At 59.7% G+C, this 16,147-nt stretch carries 14 protein-coding genes; 6 read left to right on the forward strand and 8 right to left on the reverse strand.

All coding sequences use genetic code 11. The annotated features are described in order from the left end of the window. The first annotated feature begins 60 nt into the window (after positions 1-60). Positions 61-1,353 (forward strand): aspartate carbamoyltransferase, encoded by a 1,293-nt coding sequence (locus ACYVIT_RS07965; protein ID WP_415806523.1) that lies wholly within the window; start codon positions 61-63, stop codon positions 1,351-1,353. Positions 1,354-1,435: 82 nt separating this feature from the next. On the opposite strand, the gene ACYVIT_RS07970 is transcribed toward ACYVIT_RS07965, so the two are convergent. From ACYVIT_RS07970 to ACYVIT_RS07985, 4 genes are all read right to left on the reverse strand, one after another. Further along, entirely contained in the window at positions 1,436-2,335 is a 900-nt protein-coding gene (locus ACYVIT_RS07970) for a recombination-associated protein RdgC (RefSeq protein WP_415806524.1), read from the reverse strand. 161 nt (positions 2,336-2,496) lie between these two features. Continuing rightward, entirely contained in the window at positions 2,497-3,456 is a 960-nt protein-coding gene (locus ACYVIT_RS07975) for a Bug family tripartite tricarboxylate transporter substrate binding protein (RefSeq protein WP_415806525.1), read from the reverse strand. Between the two features lie 33 nt (positions 3,457-3,489). Beyond that, positions 3,490-4,257: an alpha/beta fold hydrolase gene (locus tag ACYVIT_RS07980; RefSeq protein WP_460478177.1), complete on the reverse strand. Its 768-nt coding sequence runs from the start codon at positions 4,255-4,257 to the stop codon at positions 3,490-3,492. Next, positions 4,254-4,847: an amino acid synthesis family protein gene (locus ACYVIT_RS07985; RefSeq protein WP_415806670.1), complete on the reverse strand. Its 594-nt coding sequence runs from the start codon at positions 4,845-4,847 to the stop codon at positions 4,254-4,256. The genes ACYVIT_RS07980 and ACYVIT_RS07985 overlap by 4 nt, the downstream gene beginning before the upstream one ends. Positions 4,848-4,959: 112 nt before the next feature. On the opposite strand from ACYVIT_RS07985, the gene ACYVIT_RS07990 reads away from it, so the two are divergent. Both ACYVIT_RS07990 and ACYVIT_RS07995 read left to right on the forward strand, forming a co-directional pair. Further along, positions 4,960-5,865 (forward strand): LysR family transcriptional regulator, encoded by a 906-nt coding sequence (locus ACYVIT_RS07990; protein ID WP_415806526.1) that lies wholly within the window; start codon positions 4,960-4,962, stop codon positions 5,863-5,865. Positions 5,866-6,002: 137 nt separating this feature from the next. Beyond that, positions 6,003-6,221 (forward strand): hypothetical protein, encoded by a 219-nt coding sequence (locus ACYVIT_RS07995; RefSeq protein ID WP_415806527.1) that lies wholly within the window; start codon positions 6,003-6,005, stop codon positions 6,219-6,221. Positions 6,222-6,603: 382 nt separating this feature from the next. Here the strand turns inward: ACYVIT_RS07995 and ACYVIT_RS08000 are convergent, their stop codons facing one another. The 3 genes from ACYVIT_RS08000 to ACYVIT_RS08010 all read right to left on the reverse strand — a co-directional run bounded on the left by ACYVIT_RS08000 (position 6,604) and on the right by ACYVIT_RS08010 (position 10,675). Beyond that, on the reverse strand, positions 6,604-8,280 hold the full coding sequence (locus ACYVIT_RS08000) for an MFS transporter (protein ID WP_460478178.1): 1,677 nt from the start codon (positions 8,278-8,280) through the stop codon (positions 6,604-6,606). A gap of 210 nt (positions 8,281-8,490) precedes the next feature. Continuing rightward, entirely contained in the window at positions 8,491-9,867 is a 1,377-nt protein-coding gene (locus ACYVIT_RS08005; RefSeq protein WP_415806671.1) for a sensor histidine kinase, read from the reverse strand. A 115-nt stretch (positions 9,868-9,982) separates the two neighbouring features. Continuing rightward, a complete protein-coding gene (locus ACYVIT_RS08010) occupies positions 9,983-10,675 on the reverse strand; it encodes a response regulator transcription factor (RefSeq protein WP_094820762.1) in 693 nt (230 codons plus the stop codon). Between the two features lie 233 nt (positions 10,676-10,908). On the opposite strand from ACYVIT_RS08010, the gene recA reads away from it, so the two are divergent. Both recA and recX read left to right on the forward strand, forming a co-directional pair. After that, positions 10,909-11,976, forward strand: a complete 1,068-nt coding sequence (recA, locus tag ACYVIT_RS08015; protein WP_415806529.1) for a recombinase RecA — start codon at positions 10,909-10,911, stop codon at positions 11,974-11,976. 74 nt (positions 11,977-12,050) lie between these two features. Further along, positions 12,051-12,665 carry a recombination regulator RecX gene (recX, locus tag ACYVIT_RS08020; RefSeq protein ID WP_415806530.1) on the forward strand — a complete coding sequence of 205 codons (615 nt, stop codon included), beginning with the start codon at positions 12,051-12,053 and terminating at the stop codon, positions 12,663-12,665. Between the two features lie 11 nt (positions 12,666-12,676). Here recX and ACYVIT_RS08025 read toward each other — a convergent pair whose 3' ends face one another. Beyond that, the gene (locus tag ACYVIT_RS08025; RefSeq protein ID WP_415806531.1) at positions 12,677-13,597 is read right to left on the reverse strand and encodes a LysR family transcriptional regulator; all 921 of its coding nucleotides are present in this window, start codon (positions 13,595-13,597) and stop codon (positions 12,677-12,679) included. Positions 13,598-13,793: 196 nt separating this feature from the next. Between ACYVIT_RS08025 and metE the strand changes: the two genes are divergently transcribed. Next, complete coding sequence (metE, locus tag ACYVIT_RS08030; RefSeq protein WP_415806532.1) at positions 13,794-16,088, forward strand: 5-methyltetrahydropteroyltriglutamate--homocysteine S-methyltransferase; 2,295 nt, start codon at positions 13,794-13,796, stop codon at positions 16,086-16,088. The last annotated feature ends 59 nt before the right edge of the window (positions 16,089-16,147 follow it).

The raw sequence follows: 16,147 nt of genomic DNA on the forward strand, positions 1-16,147 counted from the left end.
GACGTACGAAATCCTGGGTTTAATATACGCATTGCGTACATTAGCAACCCAGGGGCCGCCATGTCCATTTCCCAGCAAGCCTTTCTACGCGACGCGATGCGTCGCCTCAATCTGACTCGTGATGTTTTCGCCACCCGTATCGGTGTGAAAAGGCGTGCGCTCGACACGTGGCTCCTGCCAGAAGGATCGCAAGAGTTTCGTGCGATGCCCGAGGTGGTCGAGCGTTTTGTCAGCGAAATCGTGCAAAACAGTGCCTTGCTCGAGAAATATACGCAGAGCGCACAGGTGGGCCCGCTGCGCGAGCGGATCTCCGTGAACGGCAAACACCAATTACTGTCGGTAGATCAATTTACGCGCGAATCGGTCGAGGACCTGTTTCGCGTGGCGGATTTGATGCAGCCTGTTGCTCGCCGGCAAAAAGTATCTCGAGTTCTGGAAGGGGCGGTGCTGGGTAATCTGTTTTTCGAGGCCAGTACGCGTACGCGCGTGAGTTTCGGTTCCGCATTCTGCCGCCTGGGCGGTTCGGTGTGCGATACCACCGGGTTTACTTTTTCCTCGATGGCCAAGGGCGAGTCGATTTACGACACTAGCCGCGTCATGAGCGGCTACGTCGACGCCATGGTGATTCGTCATCCCGATAAAGGCTCTGTCGCCGAATTTGCGCAGGCTACGAATATCCCCGTCGTCAATGGGGGCGACGGTCCCGGTGAGCATCCCAGCCAGGCGCTGTTGGACCTGTATACGATTCTCACCGAGTTTTCGCGTCTGGGTAAGCTGCTCGATGGCGCTCATATTGCCATGGTCGGCGATTTGAAATACGGGCGCACGGTGCATTCGTTGATCAAGCTATTGGCCTTGTACAAGGGCATCAAGTTCACCTTGATTTCTCCTCCTGGCCTGGAAATGCCGGACTACATCATCGAACAGGCCAGCCGCAACGACAATGTGATCGAGCAGAAAAGCAGCCTGGCAGAGGGCTTGACGGGCGCGGATGTAATTTATGCGACGCGCGTGCAGAAGGAGCGTTTCGCCCACGAGGAAAGCGAAGGCTACACGCCAGAGTTTCAGATCAGCCGCGCGACGATCGACGCGCATTGCGGACCCGACACGATTGTCATGCACCCGCTGCCGCGCGACAGCCGGCCAGGCGCTAACGATCTGAGCACGGATCTGAATGACGATCCGCGTCTGGCGATTTTCCGTCAAACGGATAACGGCATTCCGATCCGGATGGCGATTTTCGCAGTGCTGCTGGGGGTGGAAGGTCTGGTGCAGCATTCGATGCGCGACGTGACGTGGAAACATCCGTCGCATATCGGCCCGGACGATTCGATTTTTCACGGGCTGGATTGATTGTCCTTGCAGGCGGCCCGGCGGTAAAAGCAATGCAATGCCCCAAAGGGCTGGGTTCAACCCCCAGCCTTTGGGGCGTTTTTTAGATACGCTTTTCGCCGCCGAGGGCCTCGGTCAGGTCGGCCAGCAATTTGGCCAGTTCGCCCGTCATCAATGCCATGTCGGAATCGAATTTTTCATCGTCATTTTGCATGACGGTGTCGTTGCCTTCCTTGAGGACGTCCAATGGCGCAATACGCTTTACGTCGAGGGCTTCGGTCAGCACAAAGGACACGCGATCGGCCCAGGTCAACGCCAAGCGGGTGCATTGTTTGCCTGACTGAATGTGGCGGCGCACGTCGTCGACGTCGATGGAATGTTTGACATAGCGAATGGCGGCACGGCTTTCGCCCGAGGCGCGCAATTCGGTGTCCTGATCGATGCTGAAATTGCTAGGGGCCTCGTCAGCGGCCAGCCAGCCGGTCATGGCGGCGGCGGGCGATTGGGCGACGTACAGATTTTCCAGCGGCAGCGGGTCGATGGTCTTGACCAGCAGGCCGATGACTTCATCGGCCTTGGCCGAGGCGGCGGCATCGATTACCAGCCAGTGGTTGACCGGGTCGATCCAGACACGCGTGTCGCGATAGACGCTGAAGGCCTTGGGCAAGAGCTCGTCGGTGACGCGCTCTTTGATTTCCTTCATTTGCTTGCGGCCGGGCTTGTAGCCTTGTTGCTCTTCGATTTCCTGAGCGCGGGCGCGAGCGACCTGGTTGACGACCGTGGTTGGCAGCAATTTTTTCTCGGCACGCAGGCTGAGCAAAATCTGCTGATTGACGGTGTGTGACAGCGCAGCATTTTCGCGGGGCGAAATCCAGCCCACGCTTTGCATTTCGAGATTGTTGCCGGATTGATAAGCATGCCGCGCCAAGCTTTCTTCAAGCTGTTCGCCGGTCAGCGTCCACGGTGCGGATAGTCGGTAGATCTTGAGATTCTTGAACCACATGGCGTCGGGCAAAAGGGTTGATTCTATACGACCCTTGCCCGACTCGCCGGCAGGTCTGTGCTTTTCTTGTGTATCTCAAGGCGACATCGGGCCGGCTCTCGATGCTGGGTTCCTGCAGGCGCTGGCCGTGTAACGCCCGGCCAGTGGGGCTGCGTTTATGGTTAGAGATCGACTTTGACTTTGCCGGATTTCACGAGGGCTGCGACCTCGCGAATTTCGGACAACAAGGCCGTTTGCAACATCTCGGGTGTACCCCCTGTCGGGGTGAATCCTTGTTCGCCCAGCTTGCGCCGGACGTCCTCCGTTTGCAGTGCGCGGTTTACGCCCTGATTCAGCGCGGCGACGATTTCCGTGGGCGTCCCCGCGGCACAATAGGTGCCGAACTGGATTTGTGCGGAAAATCCCTGGTAGCCGCTTTCCGCAACAGTGGGGATGTCCGGATATTTGGCTAAGCGTTCTGAGTTGGTGACGGCCAGGACGCGTAGCCGGCCGCTTTTCAAGTAGGGCTCGACGGCAGCGACGGTGGCCACGACCACTTGGATTTGACCGCCCAGCAAGTCCGTCATCATGGGGCCAGTGCCTCGGTAGGGCACGTGCAGCATGTCGATGCCGCAGGCGGCCTGCATGAGTTCGGTGGCGATATGTTGGGGCGTGGCGTTGCCAGGCGTGCCAAAGGTCAGATCCTGAGGGCGAGCCTTGGCTTGTTCGACCAGTTCTTTCAAGGTCTTGGCCGGCACGTCGGCGCTCACTGCGACCATGTACGGCGAGCGCGCGATCGGACATACCGGCGCCAATTGTTGGAGCACCTCTTCAGGCGGTCTGGCGTAGTAGCGTACCGAGGGGACCAGGCCTGCAAATAGCAAGATACTGCCGTCTTTGGCGCCGTTGGCAGTGTAATCGGCGCCTAGCATGCCGCTGGCTCCTGGCTTGTTTTCGACGATGACGGGGCGGTTCATCGCAGGCTCTAGCGAGGCGGCAATTACGCGCCCCAGTACGTCGGTGCCGCCGCCTGGCGGAAAGGGCACGACGACGCGCAACGGTGCCTCACGCGTCCACGCTGGTTGAACGAGTCCTGCAGCCCCTAGGGCGGCGGCATATTTGAGTAGGGTTCTGCGATTCATGGTTTGTCTCCTCCCTTGGGCGGGAATCGTGCTTTATGCAGAGGCTGGCGAGAAAAAGCCGCACAACGCTTGAGCCACGGTGCCGGGGGCTTCCACGGGCAACATATGGCGCTGTCCTGCCACGATCTGCAATTGCGATTGCGGCAAATCGGCTGCCAGGGCTGCGCTCATGCGCGGCGTGGAGCCCACGTCATCGCTGCCTGTCATGACCAGTACCGGGCAACGGATCGCGTGTGTATCGATCAGACGATCACCTGTGGCGAACATCCGATACGCATGCAGAAAGCTTGTGCGATCGTTGGAGAGCAGGCGCCGTCCGATTTCCTGGACGCGAGCTTCGTGGCTCTGCCGGTAGGCAGGGGTGAACCAGCGCGCCAGAGAGACTTCTGTCGAGGCCTCAGCGTCCTGCGTCGCCGACGCATCGAGCCGTGCGCGCACGGCGGTGGCTTCGGCCTCGGTGCGTTGATAGACGGTGCTCAGCAGTGCGAGCCGCTTGACGCGTGCCGGCCTGGTCGCGGCGTAATGGCCTGCGATCAGGCCTCCCATGGAATAGCCCAACAAATGAACCTCATTCCAGCCGACGTGGTCCAGTACCTGGTCCAGTTGTATGGCGAAATCCTCTGGTGCGACGGCAGCTCGTAGTGGAGCGGCCTGTCCGTGACCGAGGAGGTCGTAACGCAAGACCTCAAAATCCGGTTCCAGGCACGGGGCGAGATCATTCCACAAGTGATGATCGAGGCCCACGCCATGCAATAGAACTAAGGGCTCGCCCTCGCCTGATCGACGCTGCGCAGCGTTCATTCTGCTTGCGCCTCTTGTTCCAGTTCTTTCAAATCGGAATAGCGATTGCCGATGCGGTGATGCGGACGGCCGGCGGTGGCCGCGCCCAAGGCGATCACGATTTCATCGGGGGCCGGCGCGTCATAGATGCAGGTCTGTACGGTCAGATAGTGAGAACGTAAGCCTTCGTCTTGCTTATGCATCATCGGGATCGAAATGACGCAACCCGGACCGCCTCGCGTGTTGGTGAAACTCAGGTAGCTGGAGCCTTCTACCGCGTTGCGATAGGCGTTGCCAAAGCGCAAGGTATGAATCAAGGCGGACGCATGTTCGACTTCGCCCGAAGTGCCGACGACGGCTGCTTTACCGTAGGCCTCGATCGCATCGGCCGACCCTGCGTGACGCAGGATCTCGCCGACCAGTAACTCGCCCAGTGGCGGTGCGGCGGCGAGGATTTCCGGACGCAGATTTTCCTGGAACGGCTTGTCGGCCCACGGGTTACGGATCACGGCGGCGGCCACGATCATCACCAGCGGCTTTTCGGCGGCTTTGCCCCCTTCGATCAGGGTCTTTTCTACGTAGCTAACGACTTTGCGAACTTGCACGGACATGCTGGCTCCCGGTTGAACGATGCGTGCATTGTTGGCGCTGCAGTCCAGTTTTAGCAATCTAAAATAATTCATGTTAATTTCGGAAAATCCGAAATTAGACAGATGGCACATCATGTCTGCTCCATTAAAAATTCAACATTTGCGTCAGTTCGTACTGGCGGCCGATCTCGGTAGTTTCCGGGATGCGGCCCAGGGCACTTTTCGTTCACAAGCGGCGGTTTCGGCAGCGATGCAGGACCTGGAACAACAGATTGGCGCGCCGCTGTTCGAGCCTGGCAAACGTGCGCGCTTGACGCCGTTGGGGCAGACGTTGCTGCCGTCATTTCGAGAGTTGCTGGCTACGCATGACCGTGTGCAGGACGGGGCGCGGCTCTATGCGATGGGGTACCAGGGGCCGGTGTCATTGGCGGTGATGCCTTCATTGGCAGATGAGTGGCTGCCGCGATTGGTAGCGCGTTATGCGCAGCGTCATCCCGACGTGCGAATCCGTGCGGTGGATGAGTCGTCTCCCAATGTGCATCGTCTGGTGCAGTCGGGGGATGTCCAAGTGGGTGTGGCAGGCCAATTGCCGCGTACGGATGAGTTGGCGTTCACCCCCGTCGCGCGCGATAGTTTTGGCCTGGTTTGCCGCAAGACGCATCCCTTGGCGCGGCGCCGCAGTATTCCGTGGTCTGCGTTGGCTGGCGAGCGATTGATTGCGAATGCGACGTTTGCCACGCTAAAGGGCCGCAAACTCGGCGCCGGGGTGGATGATCCGGCGATGGATATTTCGAATCGAGCTTCTTTGTTGGCCAGTGTGGCGGGAGGGCTCGGGGTGACCGCATTGCCCGTACTGGCTCGACCGCCAGCGAGTACGGGCTTGGCGTTTGTGCCTTTGGTTGAGCCGGTTGTCGAGCGTATAGTCGGCGTGTTGACGCGTCAGGACGAGACGCTCTTGCCTTCGGTAGCAGCGATGCATGCGCTGGCGTTGCGTTCGTTAGCCCAGTTTACGCGGCGCAAAGGGGCTACTTTGTATTAGCGGGCGGACGCTGCGTCGCACAATGGATCGGCAGCGTTTTCACGGGCAGCGTAGTGCGACGCGTTCTGTCACTGACAGAAGCCGGACCTTCTGGTATCGTCCGCCGCATCGTCATTGATGAATAAAGGATGATAACGATGAAACTGGCGACGCTTGTGGGTGCGGTGCTGATCGCAGTGGGTGCGGCGGCATTGGTGTACAAGGGTTTCGACTACACCAGCGAAGAAACCGTGTTGCAAATCGGTTCGGTCAAGGCGACGGCGGAAACGGAAAAATCGGTATCGATTCCGACCTGGGCTGGTATTGCTGCGATTGTGGCGGGTGTGCTGGTGATCGGCTTCGGCCGCCGCCGTTGATGTCTTGGGGCGGCCCGCCCCAAGACAAAAAAAAGGCCCGGCTTAAAAAAGCCGGGCCTGGCAGGGTCACACAATGCTACGCCGTTAAAGGCTCGCGGGGGGCGTAGCATCGGTGTCAGAGAACTGGCCCTGCAATTGCCAGACTGGGGATCAAACGTCCAGCAATGTAGGGCAAGGCCGTGTTCTGAGGTTCCAGTCTAATCTCGGCGGTCTGACATCGTCCTGAATCTCCGCTAGATAAAAAAACCGCGGCTGCTGCTGCGGCTTGCCGTCTCCGACTGCAGCGCTTTGAGCCATTGGAGCTGATCAAAAAAAAAGCTCCCGAAGGAGCTTGGAAGAGCCAGACAGGCGCAGCAGTCCTGCCTGGCGGGGGAAAGCGGTGTCAGTCGTTGATGTCCACGTCTTTGGTTTCGCGGACAAACAAGGTGCCGATGACCAGCGTCATGACGGCGATGATGATCGGATACCACAAGCCGTCGTAGATGTTGCCCGTCGCAGCCACGATCGCAAAAGCGACCGGGGGCAAGAAGCCGCCGAACCAGCCGTTACCGATGTGATACGGCAAGCTCATCGAGGTGTAGCGGATGCGGGTGGGGAACATTTCGACCAGCATGGCGGCGATCGGGCCGTATACCATGGTCACGAAGATCACCAGAATGGTCAGCAGGACCACCACCATGACCTTGTTCATTTGTGCCGGATCCGCCTTGGCCGGGTAGCCGTGGCTGCGGATCGCGTTGGTCAGGGCGGTTTTCAGCTCGGCAGACTTGGCCTTGAACTCATCCGCAGACATGTCCTTGCCTTCGAAGGAAGGAAACTCGTCATTGCCGATTTTGACCTTGGCCACGGTACCGGCAGGGGCTGCCTGGTTGGCGTAGTTCACTGAGTTGCCCGCCAGGAATGACTTGACCACATCGCATGAGCTCGTGAATGACGAGGTGCCCACCGGATTGAACTGGAACGAGCACGTGGCCGGGTCCGCAATCACAGTGACCGGTGCCGATGCCTGGGCTTTTTCGAGCGCGGGGTTGGCGAAGTGGGTCAGCCCCTGAAAGATCGGGAAATAGGCCACCGCGGCGATCAAGCAGCCCGCCATGATGATCGGTTTGCGGCCGATGCGATCAGACAGCGAGCCAAAGATCAGGAAGAACGGCGTGCCGATCAACAGGGCCAGGGCGATCAGGATGTTGGCCGTGTTGGCGTCGACTTGCAGCGTCTTGGTCAAGAAGAACAAGGCGTAGAACTGGCCGGTGTACCACACCACGGCTTGGCCGGCGGTCAGGCCCAGCAGCGCGATGATCACGACTTTCAGGTTTTTCCATTGGCCGAAAGACTCGGTCAGGGGAGCTTTGGAGCCGCGGCCTTCTTCTTTCATGCGTTTGAAGGTCGGCGATTCATTGAGCTGCATCCGGATCCACACCGAGATGCCCAGCAGCACTACCGAGATCAGGAACGGAATGCGCCAGCCCCAGGCTTTGAAGGATTCTTCGTCCATCAGGCCGCGTACGCCCATGATGACCAGCAGGGACAGGAACAAGCCCAGCGTGGCCGTGGTCTGGATCCAGGCGGTGTAGGCGCCGCGACGGCCTTGAGGGGCGTGTTCGGCCACGTAGGTGGCTGCGCCGCCATATTCGCCGCCCAACGCCAAGCCTTGCAGCAGCCGCAGCACGATCAGAATCGCGGGGGCGGTGATGCCGATGCTGGCATAGCTGGGGAGCACGCCCACGAGGAACGTGGACAGGCCCATGATGACAATGGTGACCAGAAAGGTGTATTTACGGCCGACCAGGTCGCCCAGGCGGCCAAAGACCAGGGCGCCAAAGGGGCGTACCGCAAAGCCTGCCGCGAAAGCCAACAGCGCGAAAATGAACGCGGCCGTGGGATTTACACCAGAGAAGAAGTGCCCCGCAATGATGGCCGCAAGCGAGCCATAGAGATAAAAGTCATACCACTCGAATACCGTGCCTAGCGACGACGCGAAGATCACGCGCCGTTCGTCTTTGGTCATCGGGCGCGGGCCCGCGGATGGGCCTGGGCTGGCCATCGATGCTGTGCTCATGATGTCTCCTCGTTTTGGACCGGTGGTGATCCACCGTGCCGGCTCGTTTCCGGTATGTTCCGGCATTAGGGCTAGTAGAAAGGTAGAAAACGAGACTGACGGGGTTCTGACGGGATGCTTACTTGAATCTTAATTTTGAAACCAAATGTATTTTTTTGGCGTTTTTCCCGGGATTTTGACCGGGTTCGGAGCGATCCGTCAGGGATATCCCTAGCTAGGGAATTGAATATTTTCGGGCCGCCCGTGTAAGGGAAACAACACACGGATGCATGCGCCGGGCAGGTCCGAGTGTGCGGTGCCTTCGAGGATTTCCACTTGCGCATGATGTTTCTGAGATATTTCGCGCACGATGGCCAATCCCAGGCCGCTGCCCTCGGCCCGGGTCCCCAGTACACGATAAAACCGGTCGAAGACGCGTTCGCGTTCTTCGAGAGGGATGCCGGGGCCGGAGTCTTCGACTTCCAGGATGGCATGAGAGGCAGAGTTGCGGACACGTACGGTGATATGTCCCCCCGATGGGGTATAGCGCAGCGCGTTGTCCACCAGATTGTTGAGCAGCTCGGCCAGCAGGATATCGTTGCCCGCAATCATGAGCGGCATGTCCGTGCCTTCAAATCCTAGATCGGTGTTCAGGGAGAGCGCTTGATGCACCCACTGCAACGTCTGCTCATGTGCAATGGCGTTCAGGTCGGTAGGCGCCAACTCGACCGAATGCGGATTCTCGGCACGCGCCAGCAATAACAGCTGATTCACGAGACGCGTGGCGCGTTCCGAGCCCATAATCAGTTGGCGCAGACTCGCTTGCATTTCGTCGGGACTGGCGTCTCGCAGCGCCAATTCGGCCTGCGTGCGCAACCCCGCCAAGGGCGTTTTCAATTGATGCGCGGCATCTGCGACAAAGCGTCGTTGCGCCTGCACGTTGGAGGACAAGCGATCCAGCAATTCATTCATGGCGCTAACCAGCGGCGCAATTTCCGACGGGGCGGCGCCTTCGTCGATGGGCGATAGATCGTCCGGACGGCGGGCGCGCAGGCGTTGTTGCAGGGCGTTCAGGGGGGCGACACCCCGTGACAGTCCGAACCACACCAGCAGCACCGCGATGGGCAGCACGATGAATTGCGGAATGATGACGCCTTTGATGATGTCATTGGTCAGTTCGGTCCGCTTTTCCATGGTTTCGGCAACCACGAGCAGCACGGGCTGAGTTTGCGGGATGTGTAAATCGACCCAGGTATAGGCCAGTCGTACGCCGAACCCGCGCAACGTGTCCTCTGCATACAGCACGATACCGGGTTGCGGTGGGCCGAGATCGGGAGGCAAGGGCAGGCCTTTGTCTCCGCCCAGTACCTCGCCGTGACTGCCTTGGGCCAGCCAGAACACGCTGTCGGTTTCGCCGGGATGCAGCACGTCGCGGACGGAGTCGTTGATGTCCAGGACAGCGCGTCCGCCTTGCGCATGCACATGGCGTGACAGAATGTGCAGGTTTTGCGCCAGCACCCGATCGTAAGGGACGTTGGCGATATTCTGCGCCACCACGTAGGTGATGGCCACGCTCATTGGCCACAGCAGGAACAACGGCGCCAGCATCCAGTCGAGGATTTCTCCCAGCAACGATCGCTGAGGGGGCGCGAAGCTGGGGCCTTTCGCCCCGCCACGCATGGCGTCCAGGGCTTCTTGGTTCAGCGACTCGCGCGCGGCCGGCTCAGTGGGTGAGGTGGCTGGCGGCACCTTGGTCCCGTTCAAGGCAATAACCCAGGCCGCGTACCGTGATGATCTTGACTCCGCTAGGCTCGAGCTTTTTACGCAATCGATGCACATAGACCTCGATGGCGTTGGTGCTGACCTCTTCGCCCCATTCGCACAGGTGGTCGACGAGCTGGGTCTTGCTGACCATGCGGCCACTGCGAGTCAGCAGGATTTCCAGCAGGCTGACCTCGCGGGCGGACAAATCCAGGGTCTGGTCATCGACCAGCGCGACACGTCCGGTCTGGTCAAACACCAGGCGGCCATGGCGCAACAAGGTGGCTCCGCCGCCCGCGCCGCGCCGTGTCAGGGCACGCACGCGGGCTTCCAGCTCGGATAGAGCAAAGGGTTTAGCCATGTAATCGTCGGCACCCAGATCCAGGCCTTTGACGCGTTGCTCGACGCTGTCTGCCGCCGTCAGGATCAGAACCGGCATCGCAGAGTTGCGCGCACGCAACCTGCGCAGGACTTCCAGCCCGGTGAGCTGGGGGAGTCCCAGGTCTAAAATGAGCAGGTCAAACGGCTGGGCGGCGAGGGCGGAATCGGCGGCGGCGCCGTCGCTGACGGCGTCAACGGCGTAACCATTGTGGCGCAATGAGCGGGACAGGCCATCGGCCAGGATGCTGTCGTCTTCGGCGATAAGGATGCGCATGCAGTGAAAGCGGGGCAAGAGCCGTTAAGGGCGCACGACATCAGGACGATATCGCGTGCAGGCATTCTGGCACAGCCTCAGCTAATTTGCCCATCCAGGGAATCCCTGGAAAAATTTGGCACACTGGATTTATATACAGTACAATCGAATGCAATAATCGCCGCTTCGACGTGCAGCGCTTTGCCGCGCGTTAAACCTCACAGCGTCAACATCATTTATCCACGGGAAACCACATGGACGACAAAACCAGCAAAGCAGCCGCCTCGGAAAAGGCCAAGGCGCTGGCAGCCGCGCTTTCGCAAATCGAAAAGCAGTTTGGCAAAGGCTCGATCATGCGTTACGGCGATAACGAAGTCGAACACGACATCCAGGTCGTGTCGACGGGCTCGCTGGGGCTTGATATCGCATTGGGCGTGGGTGGCTTGCCGCGTGGGCGTGTGATCGAGATCTACGGCCCTGAATCGTCGGGCAAGACCACGCTCACGCTGCAGGTCATCGCAGAAATGCAAAAAATCGGCGGCACCTGCGCGTTCATCGACGCGGAACACGCGCTCGACGTGCAGTACGCCTCCAAGCTGGGCGTCAATCTCACCGATCTGCTGATTTCGCAGCCCGATACCGGCGAGCAGGCCCTGGAAATCACCGACGCCCTGGTGCGCTCGGGTTCGGTGGATCTGATCGTGATCGACTCGGTCGCCGCGTTGGTGCCCAAGGCCGAAATCGAAGGCGAAATGGGCGATTCGCTGCCCGGTCTGCAGGCTCGCCTGATGAGCCAGGCGCTGCGCAAACTGACGGCTACCATCAAGCGCACCAATTGCATGGTCATCTTCATCAACCAGATCCGGATGAAGATCGGCGTCATGTTCGGCAACCCGGAAACGACTACCGGTGGTAATGCCCTCAAGTTCTATTCCTCTGTGCGTCTGGACATCCGCCGCATCGGCTCCATCAAAAAGGCCGAAGAAGTCGTCGGTAACGAAACGCGCGTCAAGGTCGTCAAAAACAAGGTGTCGCCTCCGTTCAAGCAGGCCGAGTTCGACATCATGTATGGCGCCGGCATCTCACGCGAGGGTGAAATCATCGATCTGGGCGTGCAAGCAGGCGTGGTCGACAAATCGGGCGCATGGTACAGCTACAACGGCACCCGCATCGGTCAGGGCAAGGACAATGTCCGTGAATACCTGAAAGAGCATCCCGAGCTCGCCATCGAGATCGAAAACAAGGTGCGTGAAAACCAAGGCATCGTCAGCCGTGCAGCGACGTTCCCGGCTAGCGAGGCCGAGACTACCGACGCAGAATGATTCGTCAGCGGGGAGCTTCGTGGCCACGTCGCGGCTCGTCTTCACGCGAACCTGACGACGGGGGATTCGAGACGATGAAGACCTCTGGTACAGGGAGGGATGGCGAAAATCGCCGGACACTGTCTGCACCAGAAGACGAGTTCGAAACCCGAGGCAGACGCACGGCTCGGGACGATGATTTCGAGACGCGAGGCAAACACGAGCCCCGGGATGATGATTTCGAGACCTTGGGCAAACCTAAACCGCGTGGGCCTAGCCTGAAGGCTCGCGCGGTGGGTTATCTGTCGCGCCGCGAATACGCGCGCAATGAATTGGCGCGCAAGCTCCAGCCTTATGCAGAGGATGCTTCCGACATTGAGCCAGTGCTCGATGCGCTGGAAAAGGAAGGCTGGCTATCTACCGAGCGATTTGCGCATAGCCTGGTGCATCGTCGTGCCGGTCGGCAGGGTACTGCACGCATTGTGCAAGAACTGCGTCAGCACGGCGTTGCCGAGGATCAAGTCGCACAGTTGCGCGACGATCTGCGCGCAACCGAGTATCAGCGTGCGCTTGAGGTGTGGCGCAAGCGTTTTTCCACAAAGCCCAGCGATCGTAACGAGTATGCCAAACAGGCCCGCTTCCTCGCGGGCCGAGGCTTTGCTCATGATGTGATCCGTCGCCTGTTGGGTGACGAGCGGGACGATGATTAATCAAAAGCGGTTCAATTTTTCGCTGACCGTATACCGTCCAGGGTTTTAAAGCACGTCTCTCGTGCAATAGCCAGGAAATCATTAATGTAAGGCGCATCGATATCCTCGGTTCGCACGGCGGCGTACAACGTACGCCACACACCCTGCGGTCCCAGGTGGCACAGCCGCAGCCAGCCTTGATGCAAATATTCTGTCAGCGCCCAATTGGGCAGTGCAGTCACGCCGCGATTGCTGGCGACGAGTTGCACAATGATGGGTGTCAGCTCTGCCTTGCGTACCGCGGCCGGCTCTACGTCTGCGGGATCCAGAAAGGTCGTAAAGACGTCCAGCCGCTGTCTGTCCACGGGATAGGTGATCAGGATCTGATCCGCCAGTTGCTCGGGCACGATGTGTTTGCTGGCTGCCAAAGGATGCGATTCGGAGACAGCCAGTACCAACTCGTATTTGAATAAGGGCAGGTATTCCACCGCGTCGAGTTGCTGCGGATCCGATGTAATCACCAGATCCAGATCGCCCCGTACCAGTGCGGGCAATGGGGCAAACGAAAACGCGGCCGACAGGTCCAACGCGACATCCGGCCACTGGCCGCGAAAAGCGTCCATGCTCGGCATAAGCCATTGAAAACATGAGTGGCAATCGATCGCCAGATGCAGCCGTCCGGTGCGGCCCGCCGCCAGCCGTTGTAGCTCCCGCTCGGTGGCCCGGATCTGCGGCAAGACGTCATCGGCCAGCGCCAGCACCCGCAGTCCGGCCGTAGTGAGGCGGGCAGGGCGGGTACGGCGATTGAGCAGCGGGGTGCCCAGGCGGGTTTCGAGGTCGCGCAATTGATGAGATAGCGCCGACTGCGTCAGGTGCAGACGATCAGCTGCCTCTTGCAGGCTACCTCCGTCGCGGATTGCCGAGAGGGTTTCTAGATGACGGATTTCGAGCATGGATCAGTCGTATACAGAGCGGGTAAATAACAAATATGAGCGACATGAAACCTGTGTAGGCCATGCATGAATCACACTCATTTTATTAGTATGAGAAATTTTCAATAAATGTATGTTGAGATTGATTTTGACGCAAATTAAGTTGGAGGCAGAATAGCATGCGAGTTGAATAAAATTTGTTGAATCGGATATCTATATGACTATAGTTCATAATTTGGGCTTTCCCCGTATTGGCGCCCAGCGCGAACTCAAGCGCGCGGTCGAGGCCTATTGGGCTGGCAAGCAAAGCGCAGCGGATCTGGAGCAAACTGGTCGCGAACTGCGTGCCGCGCATTGGCAGCGTCAGGCGTCCACGGGCGTTCAATTCGTACCGGTAGGCGATTTCGCCTGGTATGACCATGTCCTGGAATGGACCACGTTGCTGGGGGCAGTGCCGGCGCGTTTTGGCCAAGCCGATGGTCAGCCTGTCACGGTGGATACACTGTTTCGCATGGGACGCGGGCGTGCGCCGTCGGGCACGCCGACTGCTGCCTGCGAAATGACCAAGTGGTTCGATACCAACTATCACTACATCGTGCCGGAACTGGTGCCGGGCCAGACGTTCCGCATCGCGCGCGAATACCTTTTTGAGCAGGTCAAAGAAGCGCAAGCCTTGGGCTATCAGGTCAAGCCTGTCATTCCGGGCCCGTTGACCTGGCTGTGGCTGGGCAAGGGCGATGCGTTTGCCGATGGGGCGGGGGACACCGCCAAGCTGCAATTGCTGGATGCACTGTTGCCGGTCTATGCCGAGGTATTGGCGCGCTTGGCTCAGCAGGGCGTGCAATGGGTACAAATCGACGAGCCGATTCTGGTGCTGGATCTGCCGCAAGCCTGGCGTGATGCGTACCTCAAGGCGTACGAGCGCCTGGCGCAGGCGCCGGTCAAGCTCTTGCTGGCCACCTATTTTGGCGGCCTCCAGGACAACCAGGAAACCGCTTTGGCCTTGCCGGTAGCCGGCTTGCACATCGATCTCGTGCGCGCGCCTGACCAGTTGCCGCGCATCGCCGCTGCCTTGCGTCCGGACCAGGTGCTGTCTGCCGGCGTGATCGATGGCCGCAATATTTGGCGCACGGATCTGGATGCTGCGCTGAGCGCTTTGACACCCGTTCGCGAACAATTGGCCGACCGCCTGTGGCTGGCCCCGTCGTGCTCTTTGCTGCACGTGCCGGTGGACTTGGCGAGTGAAACGGATCTGGATGCCGAACTGAAGAGCTGGCTGTCCTTTGCTGCGCAAAAACTCGATGAGCTGAGCGTGCTCGGCCGGGCGCTGGATAACGCCCAGGCGTCCGATGTCAGTGCGGCTTTGGCAACTCAGCGTGCCGCGCTCAAGGCACGCAGCGAATCGCCCCGCATTCACAACCCCGCTGTGATTCGCCGCATGGCAGACGCTGCCAAGGTCACGCGTGACCGCGCTCCGTTTGCAGATCGTATTGCACAGCAACAGCAATTGCTGAAACTGCCGTCGTTCCCGACGACCACCATCGGTTCGTTCCCGCAGACCGCCGAGATTCGCGCGCTGCGTCGCGACTGGAAATCCGGCGCGCTGAGCGATGCCGCCTACGAGGCCGCGATCCGCAAGGAAATCGAGGCGGTCATCCGATTCCAGGAAAAAATCGGCCTGGACGTGCTGGTGCATGGCGAGCCTGAGCGCAACGACATGGTCGAGTACTTTGGCGAACTGCTGGCCGGTTTTGCCTTTACGCGTAACGGCTGGGTGCAGAGCTATGGTTCGCGCTGCGTCAAACCGCCGATCATTTTCGGCGACGTCGCTCGCCCCGCCCCGATGACTGTCGGTTGGTCCTCGTACGCGCAATCGCTGACCGATAAGCCCGTCAAAGGCATGTTGACTGGGCCAGTGACGATTCTGCAATGGTCATTCGTGCGCGATGACCAACCGCGTGAGCAGACCTGCCGCCAATTGGCATTGGCGCTGCGCGACGAGGTCGTCGATCTCGAGATGGCTGGCGTGCGAGTCATCCAGATTGACGAGCCGGCCATTCGCGAGGGGCTGCCCCTGCGTCGCGGCGATTGGCAGGCCTATCTGGATTGGGCGGTGGATTGCTTCCGGTTGTCGACCGCCGGCGTGGCAGCGGATACGCAGATTCATACTCACATGTGCTATGCCGAGTTCAATGACATCATCGAATCCATCGCCGCGATGGACGCGGACGTCATCACCATTGAAACCTCGCGCTCGAACATGGAGCTGCTGAAAGCCTTTGAGGATTTCCGTTATCCCAACGATATCGGCCCGGGTGTGTACGATATTCACTCGCCCAACGTGCCGGACGTGGATTGGATGGTCGGCCTGATGCGCAAGGCGGCGGCTCGCTTGCCGAGCGAGCGCCTTTGGGTCAACCCCGACTGCGGTCTGAAGACCCGTGCATGGCCTGAGACCGAGGCCGCGCTGGTAGGGATGGTTGACGCAGCCCGCGCGCTGCGCGCAGCCTGATCCGTCCCGTTTTAAACCCCAGGAGGCCAGTCGCCCGGCCTTCCCTGGGAGAGTAGTGG

Source organism: Bordetella muralis (assembly GCF_054781015.1).

Bases quoted from the DNA above. Each gene is read 5' to 3' on its own strand.
- ACYVIT_RS07965 (WP_415806523.1), top strand. From the start codon at position 61: ATGTCCATTTCCCAGCAAGCCTTTCTACGCGACGCGATGCGTCGCCTC.
- ACYVIT_RS07970 (WP_415806524.1), bottom strand. From the start codon at position 2,335: ATGTGGTTCAAGAATCTCAAGATCTACCGACTATCCGCACCGTGGACG.
- ACYVIT_RS07975 (WP_415806525.1), bottom strand. From the start codon at position 3,456: ATGAATCGCAGAACCCTACTCAAATATGCCGCCGCCCTAGGGGCTGCA.
- ACYVIT_RS07980 (WP_460478177.1), bottom strand. From the start codon at position 4,257: ATGAACGCTGCGCAGCGTCGATCAGGCGAGGGCGAGCCCTTAGTTCTA.
- ACYVIT_RS07985 (WP_415806670.1), bottom strand. From the start codon at position 4,847: ATGTCCGTGCAAGTTCGCAAAGTCGTTAGCTACGTAGAAAAGACCCTG.
- ACYVIT_RS07990 (WP_415806526.1), top strand. From the start codon at position 4,960: ATGTCTGCTCCATTAAAAATTCAACATTTGCGTCAGTTCGTACTGGCG.
- ACYVIT_RS07995 (WP_415806527.1), top strand. From the start codon at position 6,003: ATGAAACTGGCGACGCTTGTGGGTGCGGTGCTGATCGCAGTGGGTGCG.
- ACYVIT_RS08000 (WP_460478178.1), bottom strand. From the start codon at position 8,280: ATGAGCACAGCATCGATGGCCAGCCCAGGCCCATCCGCGGGCCCGCGC.
- ACYVIT_RS08005 (WP_415806671.1), bottom strand. From the start codon at position 9,867: ATGCTGGCGCCGTTGTTCCTGCTGTGGCCAATGAGCGTGGCCATCACC.
- ACYVIT_RS08010 (WP_094820762.1), bottom strand. From the start codon at position 10,675: ATGCGCATCCTTATCGCCGAAGACGACAGCATCCTGGCCGATGGCCTG.
- recA (WP_415806529.1), top strand. From the start codon at position 10,909: ATGGACGACAAAACCAGCAAAGCAGCCGCCTCGGAAAAGGCCAAGGCG.
- recX (WP_415806530.1), top strand. From the start codon at position 12,051: ATGAAGACCTCTGGTACAGGGAGGGATGGCGAAAATCGCCGGACACTG.
- ACYVIT_RS08025 (WP_415806531.1), bottom strand. From the start codon at position 13,597: ATGCTCGAAATCCGTCATCTAGAAACCCTCTCGGCAATCCGCGACGGA.
- metE (WP_415806532.1), top strand. From the start codon at position 13,794: ATGACTATAGTTCATAATTTGGGCTTTCCCCGTATTGGCGCCCAGCGC.